Source organism: Glutamicibacter halophytocola (assembly GCF_001302565.1).
Classification (GTDB): domain Bacteria; phylum Actinomycetota; class Actinomycetes; order Actinomycetales; family Micrococcaceae; genus Glutamicibacter; species Glutamicibacter halophytocola.
The window spans coordinates 1,090,576-1,111,335 of record NZ_CP012750.1 but is presented as its reverse complement, the minus strand read 5'-3'; the positions used below and the strand labels follow the sequence as shown (position 1 = coordinate 1,111,335).

Here is a 20,760-nt window from a genome sequence, read left to right as displayed (position 1 = left end):
TGAAATCCATTTTGTCATTCGTTCAAAATTATTCTTAGCTAGTCAAAATCTCTGGTTTCTCAAATAAAAATATTCATCAATCCTGGGTCCTCCAAAACCGAACCGACACCTGCGAGGAACTCGCTTGCTTCTTTGCCGTCAACGACTCTGTGGTCAAATGACAAAGCCAAAGTCATGGTATGGCGAAGAGCTACTCCATCCTGGTACTCCCAAGGGCGCCGCTTCACCTGGCCCAGGGCCAAGATCCCGGCCTGCCCAGGCGGCAGGATTGGCGTTCCAGCATCCACGCCAAAAACACCGACGTTCGTGATTGAGAAGGTGCCGCCCGACAACTGGGCAGGAGCAAGAGTTCCGGCACGCCCCTGGGCAATAATCCCGCTCAACGCCGTGGCCAATTGAGGCAGCGGCAAGTCCTGGGCATTTTTCACCACGGGAACCAGCAGACCCCGGTCAGTAGCTACCGCCATTCCCAAATTCACCGAACCGAATTCGATAATTTCGTCGGCTTTCTCGTCCCACGTTGAATTCAACGCTGGATAGGTACGCAACAAGCGGGTCACGACCAGGGCCGCCAGCGTCGTGATATTCAGCTTGATGTCCTTCAACAGGGGATGGGAACGCAACCGCTCAACCAGGGCCATGGATTCCGTGACATCCACAGTCAAGAATTCGGTGGCATGCGGGGCGGTAAAGGCCGACTGCACCATCGCCTTGGCTGTGGCACGACGCACCGCAGTGATCTTTACATGCTTGTCCCCTATGCCGCCCGGCTGGACCGGGGCAACAGGTGCGGCAGGTGACGCTGCGGCCGTTGGCCCATTCCCGGCATCAATCGCCTGCTGGACATCGCGGCGTAGCACTAGCCCGTCTTCGCCGCTGCCGGTGAGCGTCGAAATATCCACACCGTGATCACGGGCGAGCTTGCGGACCGGCGGAGTGCATCGGGTCACCGCCTGGCGCTGTTCGTCATGGTGTTCGACCACAGCTGCACCCGAGGCGCGCACCGAGCGGGACTTTCGCTGGGGCCGGGCTCCAGTTGCCGCCGGTGCGCCATAGCCGACGAGAGTAGGCGTGCGCTCCCCCGCGCCGGGTTGCGGTGCTGGATCTTTTCCCTGCGCTGGCTCATCACCGCCAAAGGTGACCAGCGGGCCGCCAACCTGGACGACCTGGCCTTGGGCGGCATGAATCTGCTGGACTACCCCGGCATAAGGCGAAGGCAGTTCAACTACAGCCTTGGCAGTTTCCACCTCGGCGATCACCTGGTTCAGCGCCACATGCTCGCCGACCTTGATTTTCCAGTTCAACACCTCGGATTCGGTCAGCCCCTCGCCAAGATCCGGAAGCTTAAAAGTTTGATCCGTCATCACTGGGCAGCTCCTTCGCTTGCCTCATGGTGTCGCATCACGGTATCCACCGCGTGCATCACTCGATCCAGGTCGGGTAAATGGTGGCTTTCAAGCCGTGAGGGCGGATAGGGAACATCGAACCCTGTCACGCGCAGCGGCGCATGTTCCAAGTAGTCGAAGCAGCGCTCGGTGATCTCGGCACATATTTCCGCGCCCAAACCGCTGGTGCGGCTGGCCTCATGGACCACGACGAGCTTCCCGGTGCGCTGCACCGACTGCGCGACAGTGTCGATATCCAGCGGGTCCAGGCTGCGCAGATCAATGACCTCCAGGCTGATGCCTTCATCTTCGGCAGCCAGGGCCGCATCGATCAGCGTGTAGGTGGTTGGGCCATAGCCGACCATGGTGACATCAGTACCGGAGCGGATGATCTTCGCCTTAGGCGAGGCATCGGGCTGAACGACGCCCAGTTCCGCCTCGGTCTTCTCGTGGTAACGGCGCTTTGGCTCAAAGAAAATCACCGGGTCATCGCAGGTGATCGCCTGGCGCAGCATCGCGTAAGCATCTTCAACGCTGGAGGGTGCAAACACGCGAAGCCCGGCGGTGTGCGCGAAGTAGGCTTCTGGCGACTCGGAATGGTGCTCCGGAGAACCGATGCCACCGCCGTACGGGATGCGGACGGTCACCGGCATCTTCACCCGCCCGCGGGACCGGTAGTGCAACTTGGCCAGCTGCGAGACCAGCTGGTCAAAAGCGGGATAGGTGAATCCATCAAATTGGATCTCGACCACCGGGCGGTAGCCGCGATAGGCCAGGCCGATGGCCGTGCCGACGATTCCTGATTCGGCCAGCGGGGTATCGACGACTCGATGCTCCCCGAATTCGGCCTTCAGCCCGTCGGTCACGCGGAAGACTCCGCCAAGTGTTCCGATGTCTTCACCAAGCAGGATGACCTTCTCGTCCTCGCTCAGGGCATCATGCAGCGACTTGTTCAGCGCTTTGAGCATGGTGGTAGCCACGGCTATTCACCACCCTCGAAGTCGGCCAGGTAATCGAGGTAGTTCTTCGCTGCCCGCTCGGTGGGTTCGTGCGGCTGGGCATAAACGTTGGAGAACAGTTCTTCCACCTTCGGATCTTCCATCGTGGTGATCGCGGCACGCAGCTTGGCGGCCATGTCATCGGCCGCGTTCTGGGCGCGCTGCTCATAGGACTGCACATCGGCGCCCATTTCGTGCAGGTATTTCACCAAGCGGTCGATCGGGTCCTTGGCTTTCCATTCTTCGAGCTGCTCGGCCTTGCGGTAGCGGGTGGGGTCATCGGCGGTGGTGTGCGAACCCATGCGGTAGGTGACAGCTTCGATGAACGTTGGCCCCAGGCCGTGCCGGGCGTGGGCCAGGGCCGCCTTGGTTGCCGCGTACACTGCGAGGATGTCGTTGCCATCAACCCGCCAGGTCTTCAGCCCGAAGCCGTGGGCCCGGTCAGCGATATGGGTGCGGCTTTGCAGTGCCACCGGTTCCGAGATCGCCCACTGGTTGTTCTGGCAGAAGAACAGGACCGGTGCCTGGTAGCTGGCCGCAAAAACCATCGCCTCATTAACGTCGCCCTGGCTGGTGGCGCCATCGCCAAAGTAGGCCACGGAGACTTGCTCGCCTCCATCGAATTTGATGCCCATGCCATAGCCGGCCGCATGCAGGGCCTGCGAACCGATGACAATTTGCTGGCAGGCGATATTCACTTCATTCGGATCCCAGCCGCTGGCCTGGGCTCCGCGCCAAACGCTGAGCAGGTCCTCGGCCTGGACTCCCCTGGCCCACGCCACCCCATGCTCGCGATAGGAAGGGAAAATGAAATCATCGTCTTCGGTAGCCCGCACCGATCCGATTTGCGCGGCCTCCTGGCCAAGCAATGGCGCCCAGAGGCCCAATTGCCCCTGGCGCTGCAGGGCGGTGGCCTCATTGTCCATGCGCCGAAGCACGACCATGTCGCGCAGAAAATCTGCAAGGTCCGCTTCCTTGAGGTCCTTGAGATAGTGGTCAAGTTCTTCGTCCGGAATTCGTTTCCCGTCGACGTTCAGCAGCTGGTGCGTTGGTAGGCTTCCAGCGGCTACGTCCATGTGCTGTGTGGACACGATCGGCATCCTTACTCTCACGTAGTCTGTGGCAGAATTCTTCGTCGAACCCCGCTTAATGTGATGCTACTCACGCAACGCAAGACGCACAATGGTGATTCGAAAATTAGCGCAAAACGCCCTATTTATACCCTCGATCCAGTGCTAACGTGCTCATTATGCACCTCTTGGACATCACAGACCGGCGAATCCTGCTCGCCATGGCCAGCGCTAAAAAACGCACCGGCTCGGCCATCGCCACGGCCCTGAACCTGGGGCGCAATACGGTGCAATCGCGGATGACCCGATTGGAGAACGAAATCCTGGAATCCCCGGACCGCCGGATTCCGCCAGCCGCCCTGGGCTACGGGCTGCTGTCATTTATCGAGCTTCACGTTGACCAGCGATACCTCGAAGAAATCTCGGCCAAGCTGGCCGCCATCCCCGAAGTCCTCGAAGCCCACGGGCTGACCGGCAATGCCGATATTCTGGTGCGCGTGGCAGCCAAGGATGCCGAGCAGCTCTTCAGGGTCCACGGCCAGCTCTTGCATATCGATGGGGTGAACCGCGCGGATTCAGCGCTGGCCATGGCACAACTGGTCCCCTACCGGACCACCGCCCTGCTGCGGCATTCGCTGAAATCCCCCGCCCAGTAAAAGCCAATGGCAAAGCCCTGGGGACCAACGGTAGCTGGTCCCCAAGGCTTTGCCTCTTCAGTTCTTGCCTGCCGCCCCTAGTGGTCGACGGCCTTTTCCGCACCGACCCCGGTCAGCGAGCGGACTTCCATTTCTGCCTGCTTGGCTGCATCCTCGGTGCCCCGATCGGTCACCGAGCCCAACCAGCCCAGGAAGAAGGCCAGCGGAATCGAAACGATGCCCGGGTTGGCCAGCGGGAAGATCGACATGTCGATGCTCGGGATCATCGCGGTCTCCGATCCGGAGAACACCGGCGAGAAGATGATCAGAAGCAGCGCGGAGCCCAAGCCGCCGTACATCGACCAGACGGCACCGCGGGTCTTGAAGCCCTTCCAGAACAGCGAGTACAGGATGGTTGGCAGGTTGGCCGAGGCGGCGACCGCGAAGGCCAGTGCCACCAGGAAGGCCACATTCTGGCCCTGGGCGCCGATGCCGCCGGCGATGGCGAAGACGCCGATCACCAGCACGGTGCGCCGGGCCACCTTCATTTCCTTCTCGGGAGTGGACTTGCCCTTGGCGATCACCGAAGCGTACACGTCGTGGGCGAAGGATGCCGCTGCGGTGATGGTCAGGCCGGCGACCACCGCGAGGATGGTTGCGAAGGCCACCGCCGAGATCAGCCCCAGCAACACGGTGCCGCCCAATTCATAGGCCAGCAGCGGAGCAGCCGAGTTCACCCCGCCCGGTGCGGCGGTGATCTTCTCCGGGCCGATCAGCGCGCCGGCGCCGAAGCCCAGCACCAGGGTGAACAGGTAGAAGGCGCCGATCAGCCAGATCGCCCAGACCACCGACTTGCGGGCTTCCTTGGCGGTGGGCACCGTGTAGAAGCGCATCAGCACGTGGGGCAGGCCGGCGGTGCCCAGCACCAGGGCCAGGGCCAGCGAGATGAAGTCCAGCTTGGAGGTTTCGGACTTGCCGTACTTCTGGCCGGGATTCAGGATCTCCGGGTTGCCGGCCACCTCGGCGGCCTTGCCCAGCAGTTCGGAGAAGTTGAAGCCGAAGATCGCCAGGGTCCAGACGGTCATGATCAGCGCACCGGCGATCAGCAGGCAAGCCTTGATGATCTGCACCCAGGTGGTGCCCTTCATGCCGCCGACCAGCACGTAGAGGATCATCAGCGCGCCGACGATCACGATCACCAGCGACTGGCCGAGCTTCTCGTCAATGCCCAGCAGCAGCGACACCAGCGCGCCGGCACCCGCCATCTGCGCCAGCAGGTAGAACACGCAGACTGCCAGGGTGGAAATGGCCGCGGCGATGCGCACCGGGCGCTGCTTGAGCCGGAAGGAAAGCACGTCGGCCATGGTGAACTTGCCGGTATTGCGCAGCAGCTCGGCGACCAGCAGCAGGGCCACCAGCCAGGCGACCAGGAAGCCAATGGAGTAGAGGAAGCCGTCATAGCCGTTGATGGCGATGGCACCGACAATGCCGAGGAAGGATGCCGCCGAAAGGTAGTCGCCGGCGATGGCGGTGCCGTTCTGCGTTCCGGTGAAGGAACGGCCACCGGCATAGTAGTCGGCCGCGGTCTTGTTGTTTTTCGAAGCACGCAGCACGATCACCAGGGTGATGCCCACGAAGGCGATGAAGATGCCGATATTCACCAGCGGGTTGCCGACCTGGGTCGACTCTGCGGCGGCCTGGGCCGCAATCGAGAGCTGATTCATTTATTTCACTCCCTTTTGCTCTAGGCGTTCGCGGATGGCGGTGGCCTTCGGGTCCAGCTTCTTGTTGGAGAAGCTGACGTAGGCTGCGGTAATCAGGAAGGTCGAGACAAACTGCAGCAGCCCAAGGAGGATGCCCATGTTGATATTGCCCAAAACCTTGATCGACATGAAGTCATGGAAGTAGTCGGCCAGCAAGACGTAGGCGAAATACCAGACGAGGAAGAAGATGGCCATCGGGAAAACGAAACTGCGGTGGGTTCGGCGCAGCTCCTGGAATTCCCCGGATTGGCTCTCCGTAACAAAATCGACGTCTTCGGTGACGTCGCGTTCCGGGTTGGCACTCATTGATGCCCTCCTTGAGCGAGTTAATGATGTGATCGAGCACACATCTGTTGCGTGACTAAGTTCACTATTGGCGAAGAATTCTTCCGCGACTAGGGGTATCCGGAGGCTCGTGGCTCAACGGGGCGAATTCTGCGCTCAACGGCGCACTGGGCGGCGTTGAGCGGTCGGCCCGAATCAGGGCCCTAAGATGGGAGCATGTCCCCAGCGCTGCAAGCCACCCTGATCGCGGCCATCGTGGTGCTTGGCATAGCCGTCGTCGGCTATTTCGGTTTCAGGATCTCGCGTTCGACCCGGGAGATGGGCACCGATGCCGAAGAAGCCACCTACAAGACGTTGCACCACATGTCGGTGGCGGTCCCGCACCTGGAGCGCGGGCTCACCGAAGAAGGCGCGGCCAAGAGCGCCAAGGCACTGCGCCGGCTGCTGAACTGCCAGGTGCTGCTGATCAGCGATACCTCGCGGACCCTGGCCGCAGATGCCGGGATCGAGTTCACCGCGCAGCTCGAAGAGGACGCCTCCGAGGCGTCGGCCAGCACCCTGGCCAGCGGCAAAACCCAGGTCAGGCATTCGGCGGGAATGGATATCGTGGCCGCGCCCATCACCGTGGGAGACCAGAGCGTGGGCACCGTGGTGGCCCTGTCCGTGCGGGCCGGGGCGGGCTTTGTGCGCGCGGTATCCGAGGTGGCGGTTTTTGTCTCCGCACAGGTCTCCACCGCGCAGCTCGATGAGTCCAAGGCGATGCTGCTCGAAGCCCAGATGCGGGCCCTTCGCGCGCAGATCTCCCCGCATTTCATCTACAACTCGTTGAACGCCATCGCCTCCTTCATCAATACCGACCCGGCCCGCGCCCGCGAATTGGTGATCGAGTTCGCCGATTTCACCCGCTACTCCTTCCGGCGCCGCGGGGAATTCACCACCGTGGCCGAAGAGCTTGAAGCGATCGACCGGTACCTGCTGCTGGAGAAGGCCCGCTTCGGCGACCGCATCAAGGTGTCCTTGCAGATTGCGCCCGAGGTGCTGCCGACCCAGATTCCCTTTTTGGCCCTCCAGCCGCTGGTGGAAAATGCGGTGCGCCATGGCCTGGAGGCGCGTCCCGATGGCGGCGTCATCTCGATTACCGCCACCGAGGATGGCCTGCATGCGGTGATTTCGGTGGAGGATGATGGCATGGGCATGGATCCCGAGCAGCTGGCCAGCGTCCTGGCGGGCACCACCACCACCATGCATGTGGGGCTGCGCAATGTCGACCTGCGCCTGCGCCAGCTCTACGGGAACTCCAACGGGCTGGTGATCGAGACCGCTCCGGGGGCCGGAACGCTAATCACCCTGCGTGTTCCCAAATTCCGCGCGCCAGACACCAGCGGCCCGGATATCTAGACAAGCCGGGGAAACGGTAGAATTTTTGCATGATCAATGTGGTGGTGGCCGATGATGAACTCCCTGCAGTAGAAGAGATCTCCTTTCTGCTGAGCCAAGATTCGCGGATTGGCAAAATCCACCGGGCCACTTCCGGGGCCGCGGCCCTGAAGGCGCTGGAAGAAAATGATGTTGATGCGCTGTTCCTGGACATCCACATGCCCGCGCTCTCCGGCCTGGACATCGCCCGGGTCATTTCCCGCTTCACCCATCCGCCGCTGATTGTTTTTGTCACCGCCGACGAGGACCAGGCCCTGCAGGCTTTCGAGCTGGCCGCCATCGACTACGTGCTCAAGCCCATTCGCCCGCAGCGCCTGGCCGAATCCGTGCGCCGCATCTGCGAGCTGGTGGAAGAAACCCCCGCCAAGCCGGAAATGATCACCGTCGACCAGGGCGGCATCACCAAGCTGATCCCGCGCAGCGATATCGCCTACGTGCAGGCCCAGGGCGACTACGCCCGGCTGCACACCCAGGATTCGAGCTACCTGATCCGCGTGCCGCTCAACGACCTGGAACAGCAGTGGGGAGAATCCGGCTTTGTCCGCATCCACCGCTCCTATTTGGTGTGCATGGACAAAATCGAAACGGTCCGCCTGCAGACCGGCAAGGCTGCCGTGGTCGTCCACGGCGCGGAACTGCCAATTTCCCGGCGCGCCCTGCCCTACCTGCGCGAGCGCCTGGCCGCCAACCGCGTTCGCCCGCTGTAGGAACCCGGGCCCCAAGTGCACTCCCCCGATGCCGGCCAGCAGCGCCGGCCCCCAGAGCCTCCCGGGCGTTTTGCCCAGCAGCGTCCGCAACGCGTGCGCGTGCAAGCGCCGCAGGACGCGTCGCTGGCGCCCCCGAGCCAGCGCCCAGAGCATACCGCCGAAGAGTTCTACGTCCGCCAGCTGATCCGTTCCCAGTTGCGCCTGGCTTGTGCGGTGGCCGCCGGGCTTCTGGCCCTGCTGGTGGGCATCTGCTCGCTGCTGGTGCTCTGGCCGGTGGTCTCGAATATCCAGCTGTTCAGCATTCCCCTGCCATGGTGGGTTTTGGGGGTGGGCATGTACCCGCTGATCATTGTCGCCGGCATGCTGTACAACCGGGCGGCGGCACGCAACGAGCGGCGCTACCGGAGCATCAGCCGTGGATAGCCTGCTTTCTGTTTCCGCGCTAGTCGTTGTCTGCCTGGCCACGATGCTGATCGCCTTTCATGGACTGCGCCTCTCGCGCACCACCTCCGACTTCTACGTGGCTTCGCGCACCGTGCGCCCGTGGTGGAACGCCTCGGCCATTGGCGGCGAATACCTCTCCGCGGCCTCCTTCCTCGGGGTGGCCGGGCTCATCGTGCTCTCGGGGCAATCCGGGTTGTGGTTCCCGATCGGCTACACCGCCGGCTACCTGATGCTGCTGCTCTTCGTGGCCGCGCCCTTGCGCCGCTCCCGCGCCTACACGATCCCGGATTTTGCGCAGATACGCTTCGAGAATTCCCCCGTGCTGCGCAAGCTGACCACCTATCTCGTGGTGGTGATCTGCTGGCTGTACATCGTCCCGCAGATGCATGGGGCCGCGCTCACCCTGTCGATCGCCACCGGTCTTCCCGGCTGGGTCGGTCCGGTCGTGGTGGCGGCGGTCGTCTGCGTGACGGTGCTTTCGGGCGGCATGCGGTCGGTGACCTTTGTCCAGGCCTTCCAATACTGGTTCAAGCTCGCCGCCCTGGTGGTGCCAACGATTTTCCTCTTGGTGCGCGCCATCCCCGAACAGTCCGCCGGCGAACGCGCCCAGAATCTTTTCGCGCAGCTGGAATCGGTCACGACCATGAACCTGTACGAGACCGTGTCGATTATTCTCGCGCTGCTCTTCGGCACCTTGGGCCTGCCCCATGTGCTGGTGCGCTTCTACACCAACCCCACCGGCCAGACCGCGCGCACCACCACGGTGATCGTGCTCTGCCTGCTCTCCGTGTTCTACCTTTTGCCCACCACCTTGGGCGTGCTGGGGATCTTGTATACCCCGGAGCTCGGTGCCAGCAATGAAACCGATGCCACCATCTTGCTCTTGCCGGCCCGGCTCTTTGACGGCTTCCTCGCCGACGCGCTGACCGCCATCGTGGTCGGCGGCGCCTTTGCCGCATTCCTGTCCACCACCTCGGGCCTGGTGGTATCGCTGGCCGGTGCGATCTCCCAGGAGTTCTTCTCTGGAACGGTGCGCGGATTCCGGATTTCCACGGTGCTGGCCACCGCCCTGCCTGTGCTGATCGCGGTGCTCACCAGCTCGCTGGCCCTGGCCGGGGCCATCGGCAATGTTTTCGCCTTCACCGCCTCGACGATCTGCCCGCTGCTGCTGCTGGGGATTTGGTGGCGTTCGCTCACTGCCCGGGGCGCCATCGCGGGCCTTTTGGTGGGGGCGATCACCTGCGGCACGTCCCTGGCGATCGGGATCTTCCTGCCCGCGATGGATCACTGGTGGATCCACCTCTTGCGCCAGCCGGCCGCGTGGAGCGTGCCGCTGGCCTTTGCCGTGATGGTCGCGGTCTCGCGCGGCACCCAAAGGGCGGTTCCAGGCAACGTGGACCGGGTTATGGCGTTGCTGCATGTACCCGATCGCGAGGCGAAGTTCTAGGCTGGGCCCGATTGGCCAGCAGCCCCAGCAGCACCCCGCTGAGCACCAGGGCCATGCCGCCCAGGCTTTGGATGCCAAGGCTCTCGGCGGCGAGCAAGGTTCCCAGGATCACCCCGGCCACCGGGTTCAGCAGCCCCAGCAGCCCCACCGTGCCCGAAGGAAGATGGCGCAGGCCGCTGAACCAGGCCAGGAACGCTATCGCCGTGGCAACCACGCTCAGGTAGCCGAATCCCAGCACCGCCTGCCTGTCCAGGGCCGGCGGCGGTCCCTGGATCAGCCAGGCGAAGGGCAGGAGCAGCAGCCCGCCGGCGACCAGCTGCCAGGCGGTGGTATCCACGATCGGCTGCCCGCTGGACCATTTTTTGGCCAGGATGAAGCCCACGCTCGAGATGCCCATGGCGGTGAGCGACAAGAGAATTCCGAGCATGCTGATTTTGCTTTGCCCGTCGAAGACCATGATGGCCACGCCCAAAAAGCCCAATGCGGCTCCGATCAGTGGCCAGCGTTTGGGCCGCTCCCCCAGCAGCGGCCAGGCCAGGAGCATCAGCACCCCTGCGGAAACAGCCATGGTGGTTGCCGCAATGCTGGAGGGCAGCAGCTGCGCCACCGCGTAGACCAGTGCGAAGAAGGCGCCAATGTTCAAGGTGCCAAGCACCAGGGATTTCCACCACCAGCTGCCTCGCGGAAGCCGGCGGCAGATCAGCAGCAGGATGAGACCTGCGGGCAGCGCCCGGAAAACCCCGCCCCATAGTGCCGCATCGCCAGGCAGATACTCCCGGGTGACGTAGTAGGTTGATCCCCATGCGACGGGGGCGATGGCGGTGAGGGCCAGCCTGCCCAGCGGGAGGCGAAGAGCGCGCCCGGGCATTAAATTAGTTTCCATGGAAACTATATTAGCTTCCGTGGAAACTATAATAAAGGCATGGAGCATTTAGACCACGTCGCACGCATCCAGCAGCAGTGGGCCGCCGAGCGCCCCGATCTGGATCCACGGCCCCAGGGAATCATCGGCAGGCTGCATCGGCTGGCAATTTTCCTGCGGGAAGAAGTCTGCGCCGTGTATGCAGAGCATGGGCTGACCGAGGCCGAGTTCGATGTCCTGGCGACCCTGCGCCGCAGCGGAGCGCCCTATTCGCTGGCACCTGGCGAGCTGGCCGCCCAGACCATGGTCACCTCGGGAGCCACCACCAAGCGGCTGGATCGGCTGGTTTCGGCCGGCTACGTCTCGCGCCACAGCGAGGATGGCGATCAGCGCCGGCGGCGCATCTCGCTAAGCCCCGAGGGCAAGAAGAAGATTGATGAGGTGATGACCGACCACCTGGCCAATGAGGCCCGCCTGATCGCCCAGCTTTCGGCCGCGGAGCAATCCGCGCTCGAAGGCGCCCTGAAGAGCTGGCTGAGGCACTACGAGCCGCCGCAAGGCTGACCGGCAGGGTGTTGCGCCTGCGGCACACGCACAAAGGGCGGGCAGGAAATATTTCCTGCCCGCCCTCGCGGCTAGAATCCAGCGAACCTTGCGGCGCGCTAGTCGATGGAAGCCATCAGCTCGACCACGCGATCGAGGAAGGCGTCGACCTGGGACTCCTCGTATCCATCGGTGCCCTGGGCCGAGCGGAACTCGACGCGGCGCACAGCATCCACGGCCATCGGCACATCATTTTCGAAGTAGTCGATGAGCTGGTCGCAGAGCCGATCGACATCTTCAACGTTGTAGCTTGAGGCATTGGTGCGCGACGGGCGGCGGAAGCGCTCGCCCTTGGCACGGTGCAGCCGGCCTCGCAGAATAGCGGCCAGGCGCCCGACCTGCTGCAGCCAGACTTCCTCGCCCTGGTGGGAGATGAGGTCATCGCGTTCCCGCTTGGCGAAAACATCCTCGAGGCGATCCAGCGCACCGTCAACTTCGCGGGCCTGGTAGCCGCCCTTCTGCGGGGCGAAGGTCGTTCGGCGGATCAGGTGGCTGGTAACCACGCTGTCGTCGTTTCCCCCGTCGTTAAAGGTTGCCCGGGCCCGGCTGAGGAACGCATCGACCTGCTTTGCGTTGTAGCCGAATTCCGAATCCGGTACGCGGGAAAACGGAGCATCTTGCTGCTGCGACACGACAGTTCCTTTTTCTCTAGAGAGATGTCAGTGGCGTGCCGCCCGACGGCGGCACCCCATCCATTCTATTTGCTCGAGCCCCACTTGGCTCAATGGCCACACCAGCGGCGGTGCCGTTGGCAGATCACAAGACCGCAACGCTCCAGGCCAGCAGGTGCGAAATCAGGTATCCCAGGGGGATCACGAAGAGCACCGAATCCAATCGATCCATGATTCCGCCGTGGCCCGGGAGCAGGTTGCTCATGTCCTTGATGCCCAATTCACGCTTCACCATCGACTCCGCGAAGTCGCCGGTGGTGGCCGCAATGGTGGTGAACAAGGCCAGGATGACACCGGTCCACCAAGGCATGTCGAGCCAGAACACCATGGCGCATGCGCCGATGGCCATGGAACCGGCCATCGAGCCGCCAAAGCCCTCCCAGGACTTCTTGGGCGAGATCTTCGGCGCCATCGGGTGCTTGCCGATCAGCACTCCCACGATGTACCCGAAGGTATCGTTGGCCACTGCCAGCAGCAGGATCGTGGCAATCAGCCACTGGCCGTTCTCCCCTTCGAGCATCAGCAGCGCGAAGGACAAGAGCAACGGGATCCAGCTGATGATGAAGACGCTGCTCATCACCGAGGCGACCGCGCCCTTGAGCCCCTCCATGAGCCTGAAGAGCAGGGCGACGAGGATGCAGGCCACAAAGCTGAAGCCCAGGGCCTCGACATCACCGAGCACGGCGCTGACCGGAAGCAGCAGCGAGGCCAGGTACAACGGCACCTGGGGAACCGCGGTTTTGGCGTGGGTCGTGGCCCGGGCAACTTCCCAGCAGCCGATGCCGCTGAGCGCAACGACCGCAAAGACCAGCAGCGGCTCGTAAAGGAACAATCCCGCGAGCACCACACCGAGCAGCACCACACCCACGCCGATAGCTGCCGGCAGGTTGCGTCCTGCGCGCGAGGCCTTGGGCTCCGGGTTGCCGATCAAAAGCTCGGGCGGGATCGCCGCTTCTTGCGCATCGGGCTCGCCGGTCTCAGCCAGGTCCTCGGAATCGCTGTGCGGCGGCGCCGGATTCGAGCGCACCGAGTCGGCTTCGAAAACTATTCTGGCGCGCCGCTTGGCATGGGCGGCATGAGCCTTGTCTTCGGCCTCATGCTCCGTGACAGCGGCGGGCTGGAGCTTGGCAACGCCGGGCTTCGATGCTCCTGCCGAATCCGATGCAGGCTCGTTGCCGCCGGTCGTGGCCAGCTCCTGGCCGGCGTCGCGACGGGTCTTGCCAGCGCGCTTTAAGGCCTTGGCCTCGGCTTCACGCAGTGCACGAGCCTCACGCCGAGTCATCGGCTGGAGATTACCGGATGCCACTGAGGGCACCGCCGAAGCGTTGCCCTCAGTGTTCTCTGTCGAGCCTGGCATTAGACGTCCAGCAGCTCGGCTTCTTTTTTCTTCACGATCTCGTCGACTGAATCAACGTGCTTCTTGGTCAGCGCGTCGAGGTCCTTTTCTGCACGGGTGCCTTCGTCTTCGCCGATTTCGCCATCCTTGACCAGCTTGTCGATGGCGTCCTTGGCCTTGCGACGGTGGTTGCGCAGCGCAACTCGTGCGTCCTCGCCCTTGGCCTTGGCCAGCTTGACGTATTCCTTGCGGCGTTCCTCGGTCAAGACCGGAAGGGTCACGCGGATCATCTTGCCGTCGGAGGAAGGGTTGGCACCAACCTCGGGATCGCCCAGCGCCTTTTCGATTTCACGCATGGCGGTGACGTCAAATGGGGTGATGGTGATGGTGCGTGCTTCGGGAACAGCGAAGGATGCCAGCTGCTGCAGCGGGGTTGGCGAACCGTAGTAGTCGACCATGACCTTCGAGTACATGCCCGGGTGGGCGCGACCGGTACGAATCGTCGCGAAGTCCTCCTTGGCGGCGTCAATGGTGCGTTCCATCTTTTCGGCGGTTTCCGCCAGCGTTTCCTCAATCACCGGTACTCCTCAAGTACTTCATCTGTGCTTCCGCAACGGGAAATTAAATCTACTTCAATCCTAGGCCACGATCACCGATTAAACGGTGACGGTGGTGCCGATCCGCTCGCCGCGAATAGCCGCGGCGACGTTTCCTTCGCCTTCCATGCCGAAGACGAGCATGTCCAGCTTGTTGTCCTGGCACATGGTCATGGCGGTCTGGTCCATCACGCGGATGTTCTTCAGCAGGGCCTCGTTGTAGGTCAGGGTGTCCAGCTTGGTTGCGGTTGGATCGGTCTTCGGGTCGGCGGTGTATACGCCGTCAACACCCGACTTTGCCATCAGCACCTCGTCGGCGTCCACTTCCAGCGCACGCTGAGCGGCGACGGTATCGGTGGAGAAGTAAGGCAAGCCGGCGCCTGCACCGAAGATGACAACGCGGTCCTTCTCCATGTGGCGGATGGCCCGGCGCGGAATGTAGTTCTCGGCAACCTGTGCCATGGCGATGGCCGACTGCACGCGGGTTTCAACGCCGCACTGCTCCAGGAAGTCCTGCAGGGCCAGGCAGTTCATGACCGTGCCGAGCATGCCCATGTAGTCGGCGCGGGAGCGGTCCATGCCTGCGGCTGACAGCTCGGCGCCGCGGAAGAAGTTGCCGCCGCCAACAACGATGGCTACTTCTACTTCGCCTACGGTCTGGGCGATCTGCTGGGCAACGCCACGCACGGTGTCCGGGTCAACGCCGACCTTGCCACCGCCGAACACCTCACCGGAGAGCTTGAGCAGGACGCGACGACGTTTGGTTTCTGGGGTGGCTGGCATAAGTTGTCTTACTCCTGGAGGTCGGAATCAAGCTGGGGGTAGTACGTCCCGGTTCCCAAGTTATCTTGTGATCCGGGCTCAAGAAAAGGGAGGCGAGCCACCGAGTTATTTCTCGGTGCCCACCTCCCTTTGATCCTGGGCACTCAGATTCCTCTGAGCGCGTGCCGCTTAGTGCGTGTTATTCAGTGCCTGAAGCTTTAAAGCTTAGGCGCCGACGCGGAAGCGAGCGAAAGCAACTGGCTTGGTGCCAGCTTCTTCGAAGACCTTGGCAACGGACTTCTTGGCATCCTTGGCGAAAGCCTGGTCAACCAGGACGATCTCCTTGAAGAAGCCGGTCAGGCGGCCTTCAACGATCTTGGCCAAGGCAGCTTCTGGCTTGCCCTCTGCGCGAGCGGTTTCGTCAGCGATACGGCGCTCGTCGGCGACCTTATCTGCTGGAACCTCTTCGCGGGACAGGTAGGTTGGAGCCATTGCAGCGGTGTGCACAGCAACGTCGTGCGCAACGGTTGCAGCAGCTTCGCTGTCTGCATCCACAGCCATCAGAACGCCAACCTGCGCTGGCAGGTCCTTGCTGGTCTTGTGCAGGTAAGCGGCAACCTTGGCACCCTCGATGCGGGCAACGCGGCGGACAACGATCTTCTCGCCGAGGATTGCGCCCTCTTCGATGACGGTGTCGCCGATGGTCTTGCCGTCCAGCTCGTAAGCCAGCAGTGCTTCTGCATCTGCAGCGCCGGAAGCCACAGCGGCATCCAGGACCTTGGCAGCCAGAGCGATGAACTTCTCGTTCTTTGCGACGAAGTCGGTCTCGCAGTTGATCTCGACCATGACGCCGACGTTGCCTTCGACCTTGGCAGCAACCAGGCCTTCAGCGGTCGAACGGCCTTCGCGCTTGGTAGCGCCCTTCAGGCCCTTGACGCGAATGATCTCGATGGCCTTCTCGGCGTCGCCGTTGGCCTCGTCCAGAGCCTTCTTAACGTCCATCATGCCGGCGCCAGTGCGCTCGCGCAGTGCCTTGATATCAGCAGCGGTGTAGTTTGCCACGTGCAATCCCATTCAGCTAGGAGTTTCAAGTTTGATTTGCTTGTGGGACGGGTCGGTTCTCCGGCCCGTCCCACAAGACTTGGCGGAGCTTGCCTCAATCAACACGCTAGTGCCCCGAGGCAAACTCCTAGAGTCACGCAGGTGACTACTTGGCTTCGCCAGCCTCGGTTGCAGCTTCCTCAGCAGGAGCCTCAGCCTTGGCCTTTTCGCCCTCAAGCAGTTCGCGCTCCCACTCAGCCATTGGCTCAGCGGCACCCTCGGTCTTGCCTGCAGCCTTGTTGTTCTTGGCGATGAGGCCTTCGGCCACAGCGTCAGCAACAACGCGGGTCAGCAGGTTGACGGAGCGGATAGCGTCGTCGTTGCCTGGGATTGGGTAGGTAACCTCGTCTGGATCGCAGTTGGTGTCCAGGATGGCCACAACTGGGATGCCCAGCTTCTGGGCTTCGTCGATAGCCAAGTGTTCCTTCTTGGTGTCAACGATCCAGATAGCGGAAGGGGTGCGGGTCAAGTTGCGGATACCACCGAGGTTGTTCTGCAGCTTGGTCAGCTCGCGCTTGAGCAGCAGCAGTTCCTTCTTGGTGTGACCGGAGCCAGCAACGTCCTCGAAGTTGATCTCTTCCAGTTCCTTCATGCGCTGAACGCGCTTGGAGACGGTCTGGAAGTTGGTCAGCATACCGCCGAGCCAGCGCTGGTTCACGTATGGCTGGCCAACGCGGTTAGCCTGCTCAGCAATGGATTCCTGAGCCTGCTTCTTGGTACCAACGAACAGTACGGTGCCGCCGTGAGCAACAGTCTGCTTCACGAACTCGTAAGCGCGGTCGATGAACGACAGCGACTGCTGCAGGTCGATGATGTAGATGCCGTTGCGCTCGGTGAAGATGAAGCGCTTCATCTTTGGGTTCCAGCGACGGGTCTGGTGGCCGAAGTGGACGCCGCTGTCAAGCAGCTCTCGCATGGTTACGACTGGCATGTCGCAACTCCTTTCAGCAGTGGCGGACCGGGCACACGTGCGCCCGCGGTAACTGCTCTTGTTTGTTCGGGTTGATGCAGATAGCCATTGTGGTTACCCGCCCTAGTATGAGAGCCGAAGATGCTTGGCATCTCGCCGTCAGTCCACCGATTCTCTCGGACCACTGGAACCTCGGGCCACAGCCCTAGTTGGCCATGGAACCTCATACGCGAAGTCAATCTCTTGCCTGCTGAATCCAATTTTGGACACACCTATGACAGGAAACTGCTGTTTAAAGTGTACTACACCCCGCGCTTCGCACAGCACGCAGAACCGTGATCTGGAGCCCATCGGATTACCCACATTTCGGCTCGACTTCTTATCCACCCGGTGGACGACGCCGGACGCTGAATAGATGAAAACCCAAGCCGCATTAAAACAAGCCAAATTCCTGTTGCTCGCCATCAGCCTCGCGCTCGCTGCCAGCGGTGCCTCACTGCCAGAACAACTCCCGCCACTGCCTCATGCTTCGCTCGCAACAGCCAACGGCTGGCGGTGGCCGCTAGCGGGTGAGCCAAAGATCACTGAACCCTTCGATAAGCCAGCGGAAAATTGGCTGCCCGGACATCGTGGCGTTGATCTGGCGGCAAGCGATGGCGACAAGGTTTTTGCTCCACAGCGAGGGCAGGTCACCTTCGCATCAACTGTGGTGGATCGCCCCGTGATGGTTATCGATCATGGGAACGGATTCAAAACCAGCCTCGAACCGGTTCAGGCAATCGCCAAAGCGGGCGATTGGGTTGATGCCGGAGCGCAGGTAGGCACCGTGTCCACCGGGGCCCACTGCTCGGCGCGATGCATCCACTGGGGTGTGCGCTTGAATGGCGAATACATTGATCCGGTCCTGCTCATTCGCGATATGCGACCGTCAATCCTGTTGCCGCTGCACCCATAGGCAGCAGTGTTCCTGCTGTTTTCCTTGACGAGCGCCGTACGATGGAAGGAATCTGGGCAGAGGCGAGGAGGAGTCGGGCGGGCCATGAAAAAAGCGCTGATCCTCACCGGGTGCGCCATCGCCTTGCTCCTTGGCGTTATCTACGGCTTGTGGCAAGACGGGGACAAACCTGATTTCGGGATGATTGCCTGGATTCTTTTTGGCCTGGCACTGGTAGCCGGCTTCACCCGCAGGCTCATCGTTGCACGCCGCGCTGGCAAACTTCGCGAAGGCTTCGAACCGCTGCGCGATGCCAGCACGACTTTTGAGAATATGGCTATGGGCAGAGCCCCAGACGCCCGCCCTGATTTTTTCCCAAACCAGGGCCAGCGCCTTCCCAAAGATCACGGGGACTGAAATGCAAATCGCCCGACAACTCGTTGACACGAATTATCGGGCGACTTTCATCAGTAGGGAGTATGGGACTTGAACCCATGACCAAGGGATTATGAGTCCCCTGCTCTAACCAACTGAGCTAACTCCCCACATGTGTTCGCAACGCATTGCTACAACCACACTCGAAATATTCTAGGGCATTACTAGCCCAAACACCGATTTGGCTCACCGCAACCGGTCGCACGCGTCAGTGCGTTGAGACTTCTTCGCCTCGATAAAGCGCTTCGAAGGAGTTCATGGTTTTCTTTTGCGCGTGGTTCAGCACCTTGCGGTGTCCGGCCTCGCCGAACTTCATGCGCTGCGCCTCATCCATGGACAGAACCCTGTCCAGCTTCTCCGCCAGGTCCTGCCGATCCCCTGGCTTGAACATGTAGCCGTTGACACCTTCATCAACAAGATGCGGCAGGGCCATCGCGTTGGCCAAGACAACAGGCTTGGAAGCCGAGAGCGCTTCAAGTGTCACCAGCGACTGCAGTTCAGCGGTGCCTGGCTGGCAGAAAACGTCGCAGCGCAGGTAAGCCTGGCGCAGCTCTTCATCACTGACGTGACCAAGGAAGCGCACCCGGTCGCGAATCTTGAGCTCATCAGCGATCTTTTCAAGGATGCCCCGCTGCTCGCCACCGCCAACGATCTCGATGATTGCATTGGGCACTTCGCGCATCAGGGGCAATGCCTCGATCAGTTCGTTAATATTCTTCTCAACCGCTAGCCGCCCAGCGAAAAGGATCGTTGGAAAATCATTCTTCATGATCTCCTCCCCCGGGGCCAGCTCATAATTGCCGACTTCAATGCCGTTGGACAGGGGCAGAACATTCATCAGCTTCGCCCGTTCGCGCATTGCTTTGGCGGCCAGGGGAGTCGGCGTGGTGACTGCATTGGCCCGGCCGAAAATCTTGCCCATGTCCTTCCAGGAATTATGGGCCACGATGCGCTTGAACCAGCGCGGGAAAGGCAGGAATGGATCAAGATTCTCCGGCATGAAGTGATTGGTCGCCACCGAGCGGACCTTGTTTTTTCGAGCCCAGCCGATGGCGCGCTGGCCGATCATGTAGTGGCTTTGCGCGTGGATAACATCCGGCTTGATCTCGGAAAGCAGCTTGTCGATCTGCTTGTTCACTTCCCATGGGAAGGCGATTCGGAAATACTCGTGGGTTGGCACCGAATGGGATTCCAACCGGTGCACGATGGCCTCGTCCCGGATTTCCGTGAAGGTTTTGCCCTTGTTTCCGCGTACCGCAAGCACGTGCACCCGGTGACCACGTGCATGCATCTCGGTGGCGAGACGGTAGCAAAATATCGCTGCGCCATTCACATCCGGAGGATAGGTGTCAGCTGCAATGACAATGGTCAGTGGTTTTTCCTTGGCCACGGGCATCCTTAGTCGTTCACAAGAATTTGGGTTTGATGAAAAGTCTGGATCTTCAGTCTATTTCGACTCTGGCAGTTGTTTATCAGCTTCAGCCCGGTTGCGCCGCTCGATAACGTCCGGGTGGTGGCGGGACAAGGCAGCTACACCCACAATGGCAAGAGCCGCGGCAACGAGCATCAGCACCGTGACAAGCACTGGGACATCGGGGCGCAATTCGCCGAGGATACTGGCCCCAATAGCAATGCCGATGATCGGGTCAATAACGGTCAAGCCCGCAATCACCAATTCGGGAGGCCCCTTTGAGTAGGCCTTTTGAACAAAATAAGAACCGAGAAGACCTGCTACGACAACAGCTAAACCTGCGATCCATGGCAACTGCAGGAAGCTGCTGTTGCCAATTCCCAGAACCGCGATGGCGATGGTTCGCACCAGGACTGCGACGAATCCAAAGAGCACGCCTGCGCCCACGATAAAGAAGATTGCGCCGAGCTTTCGATGGAAGAGGATCGTGGCCAATCCCACGATTGCCACCACCCCAGCGAGGATCATTTCGATCAGGTGCGATTGCTCTTCGGTGACTGCATGATTGCTATTGGTTGCGGTCACTGCCAGAAGAACGAATCCGACTGAACCAAGCATGCAGCTGATGATCGCCATCACCGTAGGGCGATTCATCGTAATGCCCGTTTCCCTGGCATTGACCATCGCTGTAATGACCAGAGCGATGGCACCAATTGGCTGCACCACCGTCAGTGGCGCGCTGGCCAAGGCGAAGACGTTCAATGCCATGCCCAGGATCATCAGAAGCAGTCCGCCCATCCAGCCCTTATTGGTGGCGAGCTTTCCAGCGTTCTTGAGGGTCAGTTCCAGCCCATCAACGGAATTGCGAACCGCGATGGATTGGAAGTGGGCGCCAAACGCAAGACAAAAGGCACTGCATAGTGCCGCTGCAATAGCGATCCAGACCATGTCAGTGCCTTTCTAGCCTA

At 61.5% G+C, this 20,760-nt stretch carries 22 protein-coding genes and 1 tRNA gene; 8 read left to right on the top strand and 15 right to left on the bottom strand.

All coding sequences use genetic code 11. The features are described from left to right. Window positions 1-59 precede the first annotated feature (59 nt). Genes AOZ07_RS05215 through pdhA form a run of 3 tightly spaced genes read right to left on the bottom strand, consistent with a single transcriptional unit; the run spans window position 60 to window position 3,483 of the window. Complete coding sequence (locus AOZ07_RS05215; protein WP_194943807.1) at window positions 60-1,364, bottom strand: dihydrolipoamide acetyltransferase family protein; 1,305 nt, start codon at window positions 1,362-1,364, stop codon at window positions 60-62. Beyond that, the gene (locus AOZ07_RS05210) at window positions 1,364-2,353 is read right to left on the bottom strand and encodes an alpha-ketoacid dehydrogenase subunit beta (protein ID WP_060703311.1); all 990 of its coding nucleotides are present in this window, start codon (window positions 2,351-2,353) and stop codon (window positions 1,364-1,366) included. Before AOZ07_RS05210 ends, AOZ07_RS05215 begins: the two co-directional genes overlap by 1 nt. A gap of 14 nt (window positions 2,354-2,367) precedes the next feature. Continuing rightward, the gene (pdhA, locus tag AOZ07_RS05205) at window positions 2,368-3,483 is read right to left on the bottom strand and encodes a pyruvate dehydrogenase (acetyl-transferring) E1 component subunit alpha (RefSeq protein ID WP_060701029.1); all 1,116 of its coding nucleotides are present in this window, start codon (window positions 3,481-3,483) and stop codon (window positions 2,368-2,370) included. A gap of 149 nt (window positions 3,484-3,632) precedes the next feature. On the opposite strand from pdhA, the gene AOZ07_RS05200 reads away from it, so the two are divergent. Continuing rightward, the gene (locus AOZ07_RS05200) at window positions 3,633-4,109 is read left to right on the top strand and encodes an Lrp/AsnC family transcriptional regulator (RefSeq protein WP_060701028.1); all 477 of its coding nucleotides are present in this window, start codon (window positions 3,633-3,635) and stop codon (window positions 4,107-4,109) included. 77 nt (window positions 4,110-4,186) lie between these two features. Here AOZ07_RS05200 and AOZ07_RS05195 read toward each other — a convergent pair whose 3' ends face one another. Continuing rightward, window positions 4,187-5,812 (bottom strand): solute symporter family protein, encoded by a 1,626-nt coding sequence (locus AOZ07_RS05195; RefSeq protein ID WP_060701027.1) that lies wholly within the window; start codon window positions 5,810-5,812, stop codon window positions 4,187-4,189. Then, complete coding sequence (locus tag AOZ07_RS05190) at window positions 5,813-6,157, bottom strand: DUF485 domain-containing protein (RefSeq protein WP_060701026.1); 345 nt, start codon at window positions 6,155-6,157, stop codon at window positions 5,813-5,815. 195 nt (window positions 6,158-6,352) lie between these two features. Between AOZ07_RS05190 and AOZ07_RS05185 the strand changes: the two genes are divergently transcribed. From AOZ07_RS05185 to AOZ07_RS05170, 4 genes are read left to right on the top strand one after another with little or no spacing between them, the layout of a single operon-like run. Further along, window positions 6,353-7,534, top strand: a complete 1,182-nt coding sequence (locus AOZ07_RS05185) for a sensor histidine kinase (protein ID WP_060701025.1) — start codon at window positions 6,353-6,355, stop codon at window positions 7,532-7,534. A gap of 29 nt (window positions 7,535-7,563) precedes the next feature. Then, window positions 7,564-8,280, top strand: a complete 717-nt coding sequence (locus AOZ07_RS05180; protein WP_060701024.1) for a LytR/AlgR family response regulator transcription factor — start codon at window positions 7,564-7,566, stop codon at window positions 8,278-8,280. Window positions 8,281-8,295: 15 nt separating this feature from the next. Then, entirely contained in the window at window positions 8,296-8,703 is a 408-nt protein-coding gene (locus AOZ07_RS05175) for a hypothetical protein (RefSeq protein WP_060701023.1), read from the top strand. Continuing rightward, a complete protein-coding gene (locus tag AOZ07_RS05170) occupies window positions 8,696-10,171 on the top strand; it encodes a sodium/solute symporter (protein ID WP_060701022.1) in 1,476 nt (491 codons plus the stop codon). Before AOZ07_RS05175 ends, AOZ07_RS05170 begins: the two co-directional genes overlap by 8 nt. On the opposite strand, the gene AOZ07_RS05165 is transcribed toward AOZ07_RS05170, so the two are convergent. Further along, window positions 10,128-11,054, bottom strand: a complete 927-nt coding sequence (locus AOZ07_RS05165; RefSeq protein WP_236995272.1) for an EamA family transporter — start codon at window positions 11,052-11,054, stop codon at window positions 10,128-10,130. The genes AOZ07_RS05170 and AOZ07_RS05165 overlap by 44 nt on opposite strands. A gap of 39 nt (window positions 11,055-11,093) precedes the next feature. Here AOZ07_RS05165 and AOZ07_RS05160 point away from each other — a divergent pair, with 39 nt between their 5' ends. Beyond that, on the top strand, window positions 11,094-11,597 hold the full coding sequence (locus AOZ07_RS05160; protein WP_060701020.1) for a MarR family winged helix-turn-helix transcriptional regulator: 504 nt from the start codon (window positions 11,094-11,096) through the stop codon (window positions 11,595-11,597). A gap of 98 nt (window positions 11,598-11,695) precedes the next feature. Here the strand turns inward: AOZ07_RS05160 and AOZ07_RS05155 are convergent, their stop codons facing one another. From AOZ07_RS05155 to rpsB, 6 genes are all read right to left on the bottom strand, one after another. After that, window positions 11,696-12,268: a DivIVA domain-containing protein gene (locus AOZ07_RS05155; RefSeq protein WP_060701019.1), complete on the bottom strand. Its 573-nt coding sequence runs from the start codon at window positions 12,266-12,268 to the stop codon at window positions 11,696-11,698. Between the two features lie 124 nt (window positions 12,269-12,392). Then, a complete protein-coding gene (locus tag AOZ07_RS05150) occupies window positions 12,393-13,589 on the bottom strand; it encodes a phosphatidate cytidylyltransferase (protein ID WP_084793366.1) in 1,197 nt (398 codons plus the stop codon). A gap of 74 nt (window positions 13,590-13,663) precedes the next feature. Next, a complete protein-coding gene (frr, locus tag AOZ07_RS05145; protein WP_060701018.1) occupies window positions 13,664-14,221 on the bottom strand; it encodes a ribosome recycling factor in 558 nt (185 codons plus the stop codon). A gap of 78 nt (window positions 14,222-14,299) precedes the next feature. Next, complete coding sequence (gene pyrH, locus AOZ07_RS05140; protein ID WP_060701017.1) at window positions 14,300-15,022, bottom strand: UMP kinase; 723 nt, start codon at window positions 15,020-15,022, stop codon at window positions 14,300-14,302. 204 nt (window positions 15,023-15,226) lie between these two features. Then, the gene (gene tsf / locus AOZ07_RS05135) at window positions 15,227-16,063 is read right to left on the bottom strand and encodes a translation elongation factor Ts (protein WP_060703309.1); all 837 of its coding nucleotides are present in this window, start codon (window positions 16,061-16,063) and stop codon (window positions 15,227-15,229) included. A gap of 145 nt (window positions 16,064-16,208) precedes the next feature. Next, window positions 16,209-17,033 carry a 30S ribosomal protein S2 gene (rpsB, locus tag AOZ07_RS05130; protein ID WP_060701016.1) on the bottom strand — a complete coding sequence of 275 codons (825 nt, stop codon included), beginning with the start codon at window positions 17,031-17,033 and terminating at the stop codon, window positions 16,209-16,211. Between the two features lie 394 nt (window positions 17,034-17,427). Here rpsB and AOZ07_RS05125 point away from each other — a divergent pair, with 394 nt between their 5' ends. Beyond that, on the top strand, window positions 17,428-17,967 hold the full coding sequence (locus tag AOZ07_RS05125; protein ID WP_075972422.1) for a M23 family metallopeptidase: 540 nt from the start codon (window positions 17,428-17,430) through the stop codon (window positions 17,965-17,967). 84 nt (window positions 17,968-18,051) lie between these two features. Then, a complete protein-coding gene (locus tag AOZ07_RS05120) occupies window positions 18,052-18,363 on the top strand; it encodes a hypothetical protein (protein WP_060701015.1) in 312 nt (103 codons plus the stop codon). Between the two features lie 54 nt (window positions 18,364-18,417). On the opposite strand, the gene AOZ07_RS05115 is transcribed toward AOZ07_RS05120, so the two are convergent. From AOZ07_RS05115 to AOZ07_RS05105, 3 genes are all read right to left on the bottom strand, one after another. Beyond that, a tRNA-Ile gene (locus AOZ07_RS05115) sits at window positions 18,418-18,491 on the bottom strand. A 98-nt stretch (window positions 18,492-18,589) separates the two neighbouring features. Beyond that, window positions 18,590-19,777, bottom strand: coding sequence for a glycosyltransferase (locus AOZ07_RS05110; RefSeq protein ID WP_060701014.1), 1,188 nt, complete (start codon window positions 19,775-19,777; stop codon window positions 18,590-18,592). 51 nt (window positions 19,778-19,828) lie between these two features. Beyond that, window positions 19,829-20,740 (bottom strand): DMT family transporter, encoded by a 912-nt coding sequence (locus AOZ07_RS05105; protein ID WP_060701013.1) that lies wholly within the window; start codon window positions 20,738-20,740, stop codon window positions 19,829-19,831. Window positions 20,741-20,760 lie beyond the last annotated feature (20 nt).

What these genes read in the sequence shown, in the direction of transcription:
- AOZ07_RS05150 (WP_084793366.1), bottom strand. Translation starts at nt 13,589, where the DNA reads ATGACTCGGCGTGAGGCTCGTGCACTGCGTGAAGCCGAGGCCAAGGCC.
- AOZ07_RS05110 (WP_060701014.1), bottom strand. Translation starts at nt 19,777, where the DNA reads ATGCCCGTGGCCAAGGAAAAACCACTGACCATTGTCATTGCAGCTGAC.
- AOZ07_RS05185 (WP_060701025.1), top strand. Translation starts at nt 6,353, where the DNA reads ATGTCCCCAGCGCTGCAAGCCACCCTGATCGCGGCCATCGTGGTGCTT.
- AOZ07_RS05165 (WP_236995272.1), bottom strand. Translation starts at nt 11,054, where the DNA reads ATGGAAACTAATTTAATGCCCGGGCGCGCTCTTCGCCTCCCGCTGGGC.
- AOZ07_RS05180 (WP_060701024.1), top strand. Translation starts at nt 7,564, where the DNA reads ATGATCAATGTGGTGGTGGCCGATGATGAACTCCCTGCAGTAGAAGAG.
- AOZ07_RS05215 (WP_194943807.1), bottom strand. Translation starts at nt 1,364, where the DNA reads ATGACGGATCAAACTTTTAAGCTTCCGGATCTTGGCGAGGGGCTGACC.
- AOZ07_RS05120 (WP_060701015.1), top strand. Translation starts at nt 18,052, where the DNA reads ATGAAAAAAGCGCTGATCCTCACCGGGTGCGCCATCGCCTTGCTCCTT.
- AOZ07_RS05210 (WP_060703311.1), bottom strand. Translation starts at nt 2,353, where the DNA reads ATGCTCAAAGCGCTGAACAAGTCGCTGCATGATGCCCTGAGCGAGGAC.
- pdhA (WP_060701029.1), bottom strand. Translation starts at nt 3,483, where the DNA reads ATGCCGATCGTGTCCACACAGCACATGGACGTAGCCGCTGGAAGCCTA.
- AOZ07_RS05200 (WP_060701028.1), top strand. Translation starts at nt 3,633, where the DNA reads ATGCACCTCTTGGACATCACAGACCGGCGAATCCTGCTCGCCATGGCC.
- AOZ07_RS05195 (WP_060701027.1), bottom strand. Translation starts at nt 5,812, where the DNA reads ATGAATCAGCTCTCGATTGCGGCCCAGGCCGCCGCAGAGTCGACCCAG.
- AOZ07_RS05105 (WP_060701013.1), bottom strand. Translation starts at nt 20,740, where the DNA reads ATGGTCTGGATCGCTATTGCAGCGGCACTATGCAGTGCCTTTTGTCTT.
- AOZ07_RS05190 (WP_060701026.1), bottom strand. Translation starts at nt 6,157, where the DNA reads ATGAGTGCCAACCCGGAACGCGACGTCACCGAAGACGTCGATTTTGTT.
- pyrH (WP_060701017.1), bottom strand. Translation starts at nt 15,022, where the DNA reads ATGCCAGCCACCCCAGAAACCAAACGTCGTCGCGTCCTGCTCAAGCTC.
- AOZ07_RS05125 (WP_075972422.1), top strand. Translation starts at nt 17,428, where the DNA reads ATGAAAACCCAAGCCGCATTAAAACAAGCCAAATTCCTGTTGCTCGCC.
- rpsB (WP_060701016.1), bottom strand. Translation starts at nt 17,033, where the DNA reads ATGCCAGTCGTAACCATGCGAGAGCTGCTTGACAGCGGCGTCCACTTC.
- AOZ07_RS05160 (WP_060701020.1), top strand. Translation starts at nt 11,094, where the DNA reads ATGGAGCATTTAGACCACGTCGCACGCATCCAGCAGCAGTGGGCCGCC.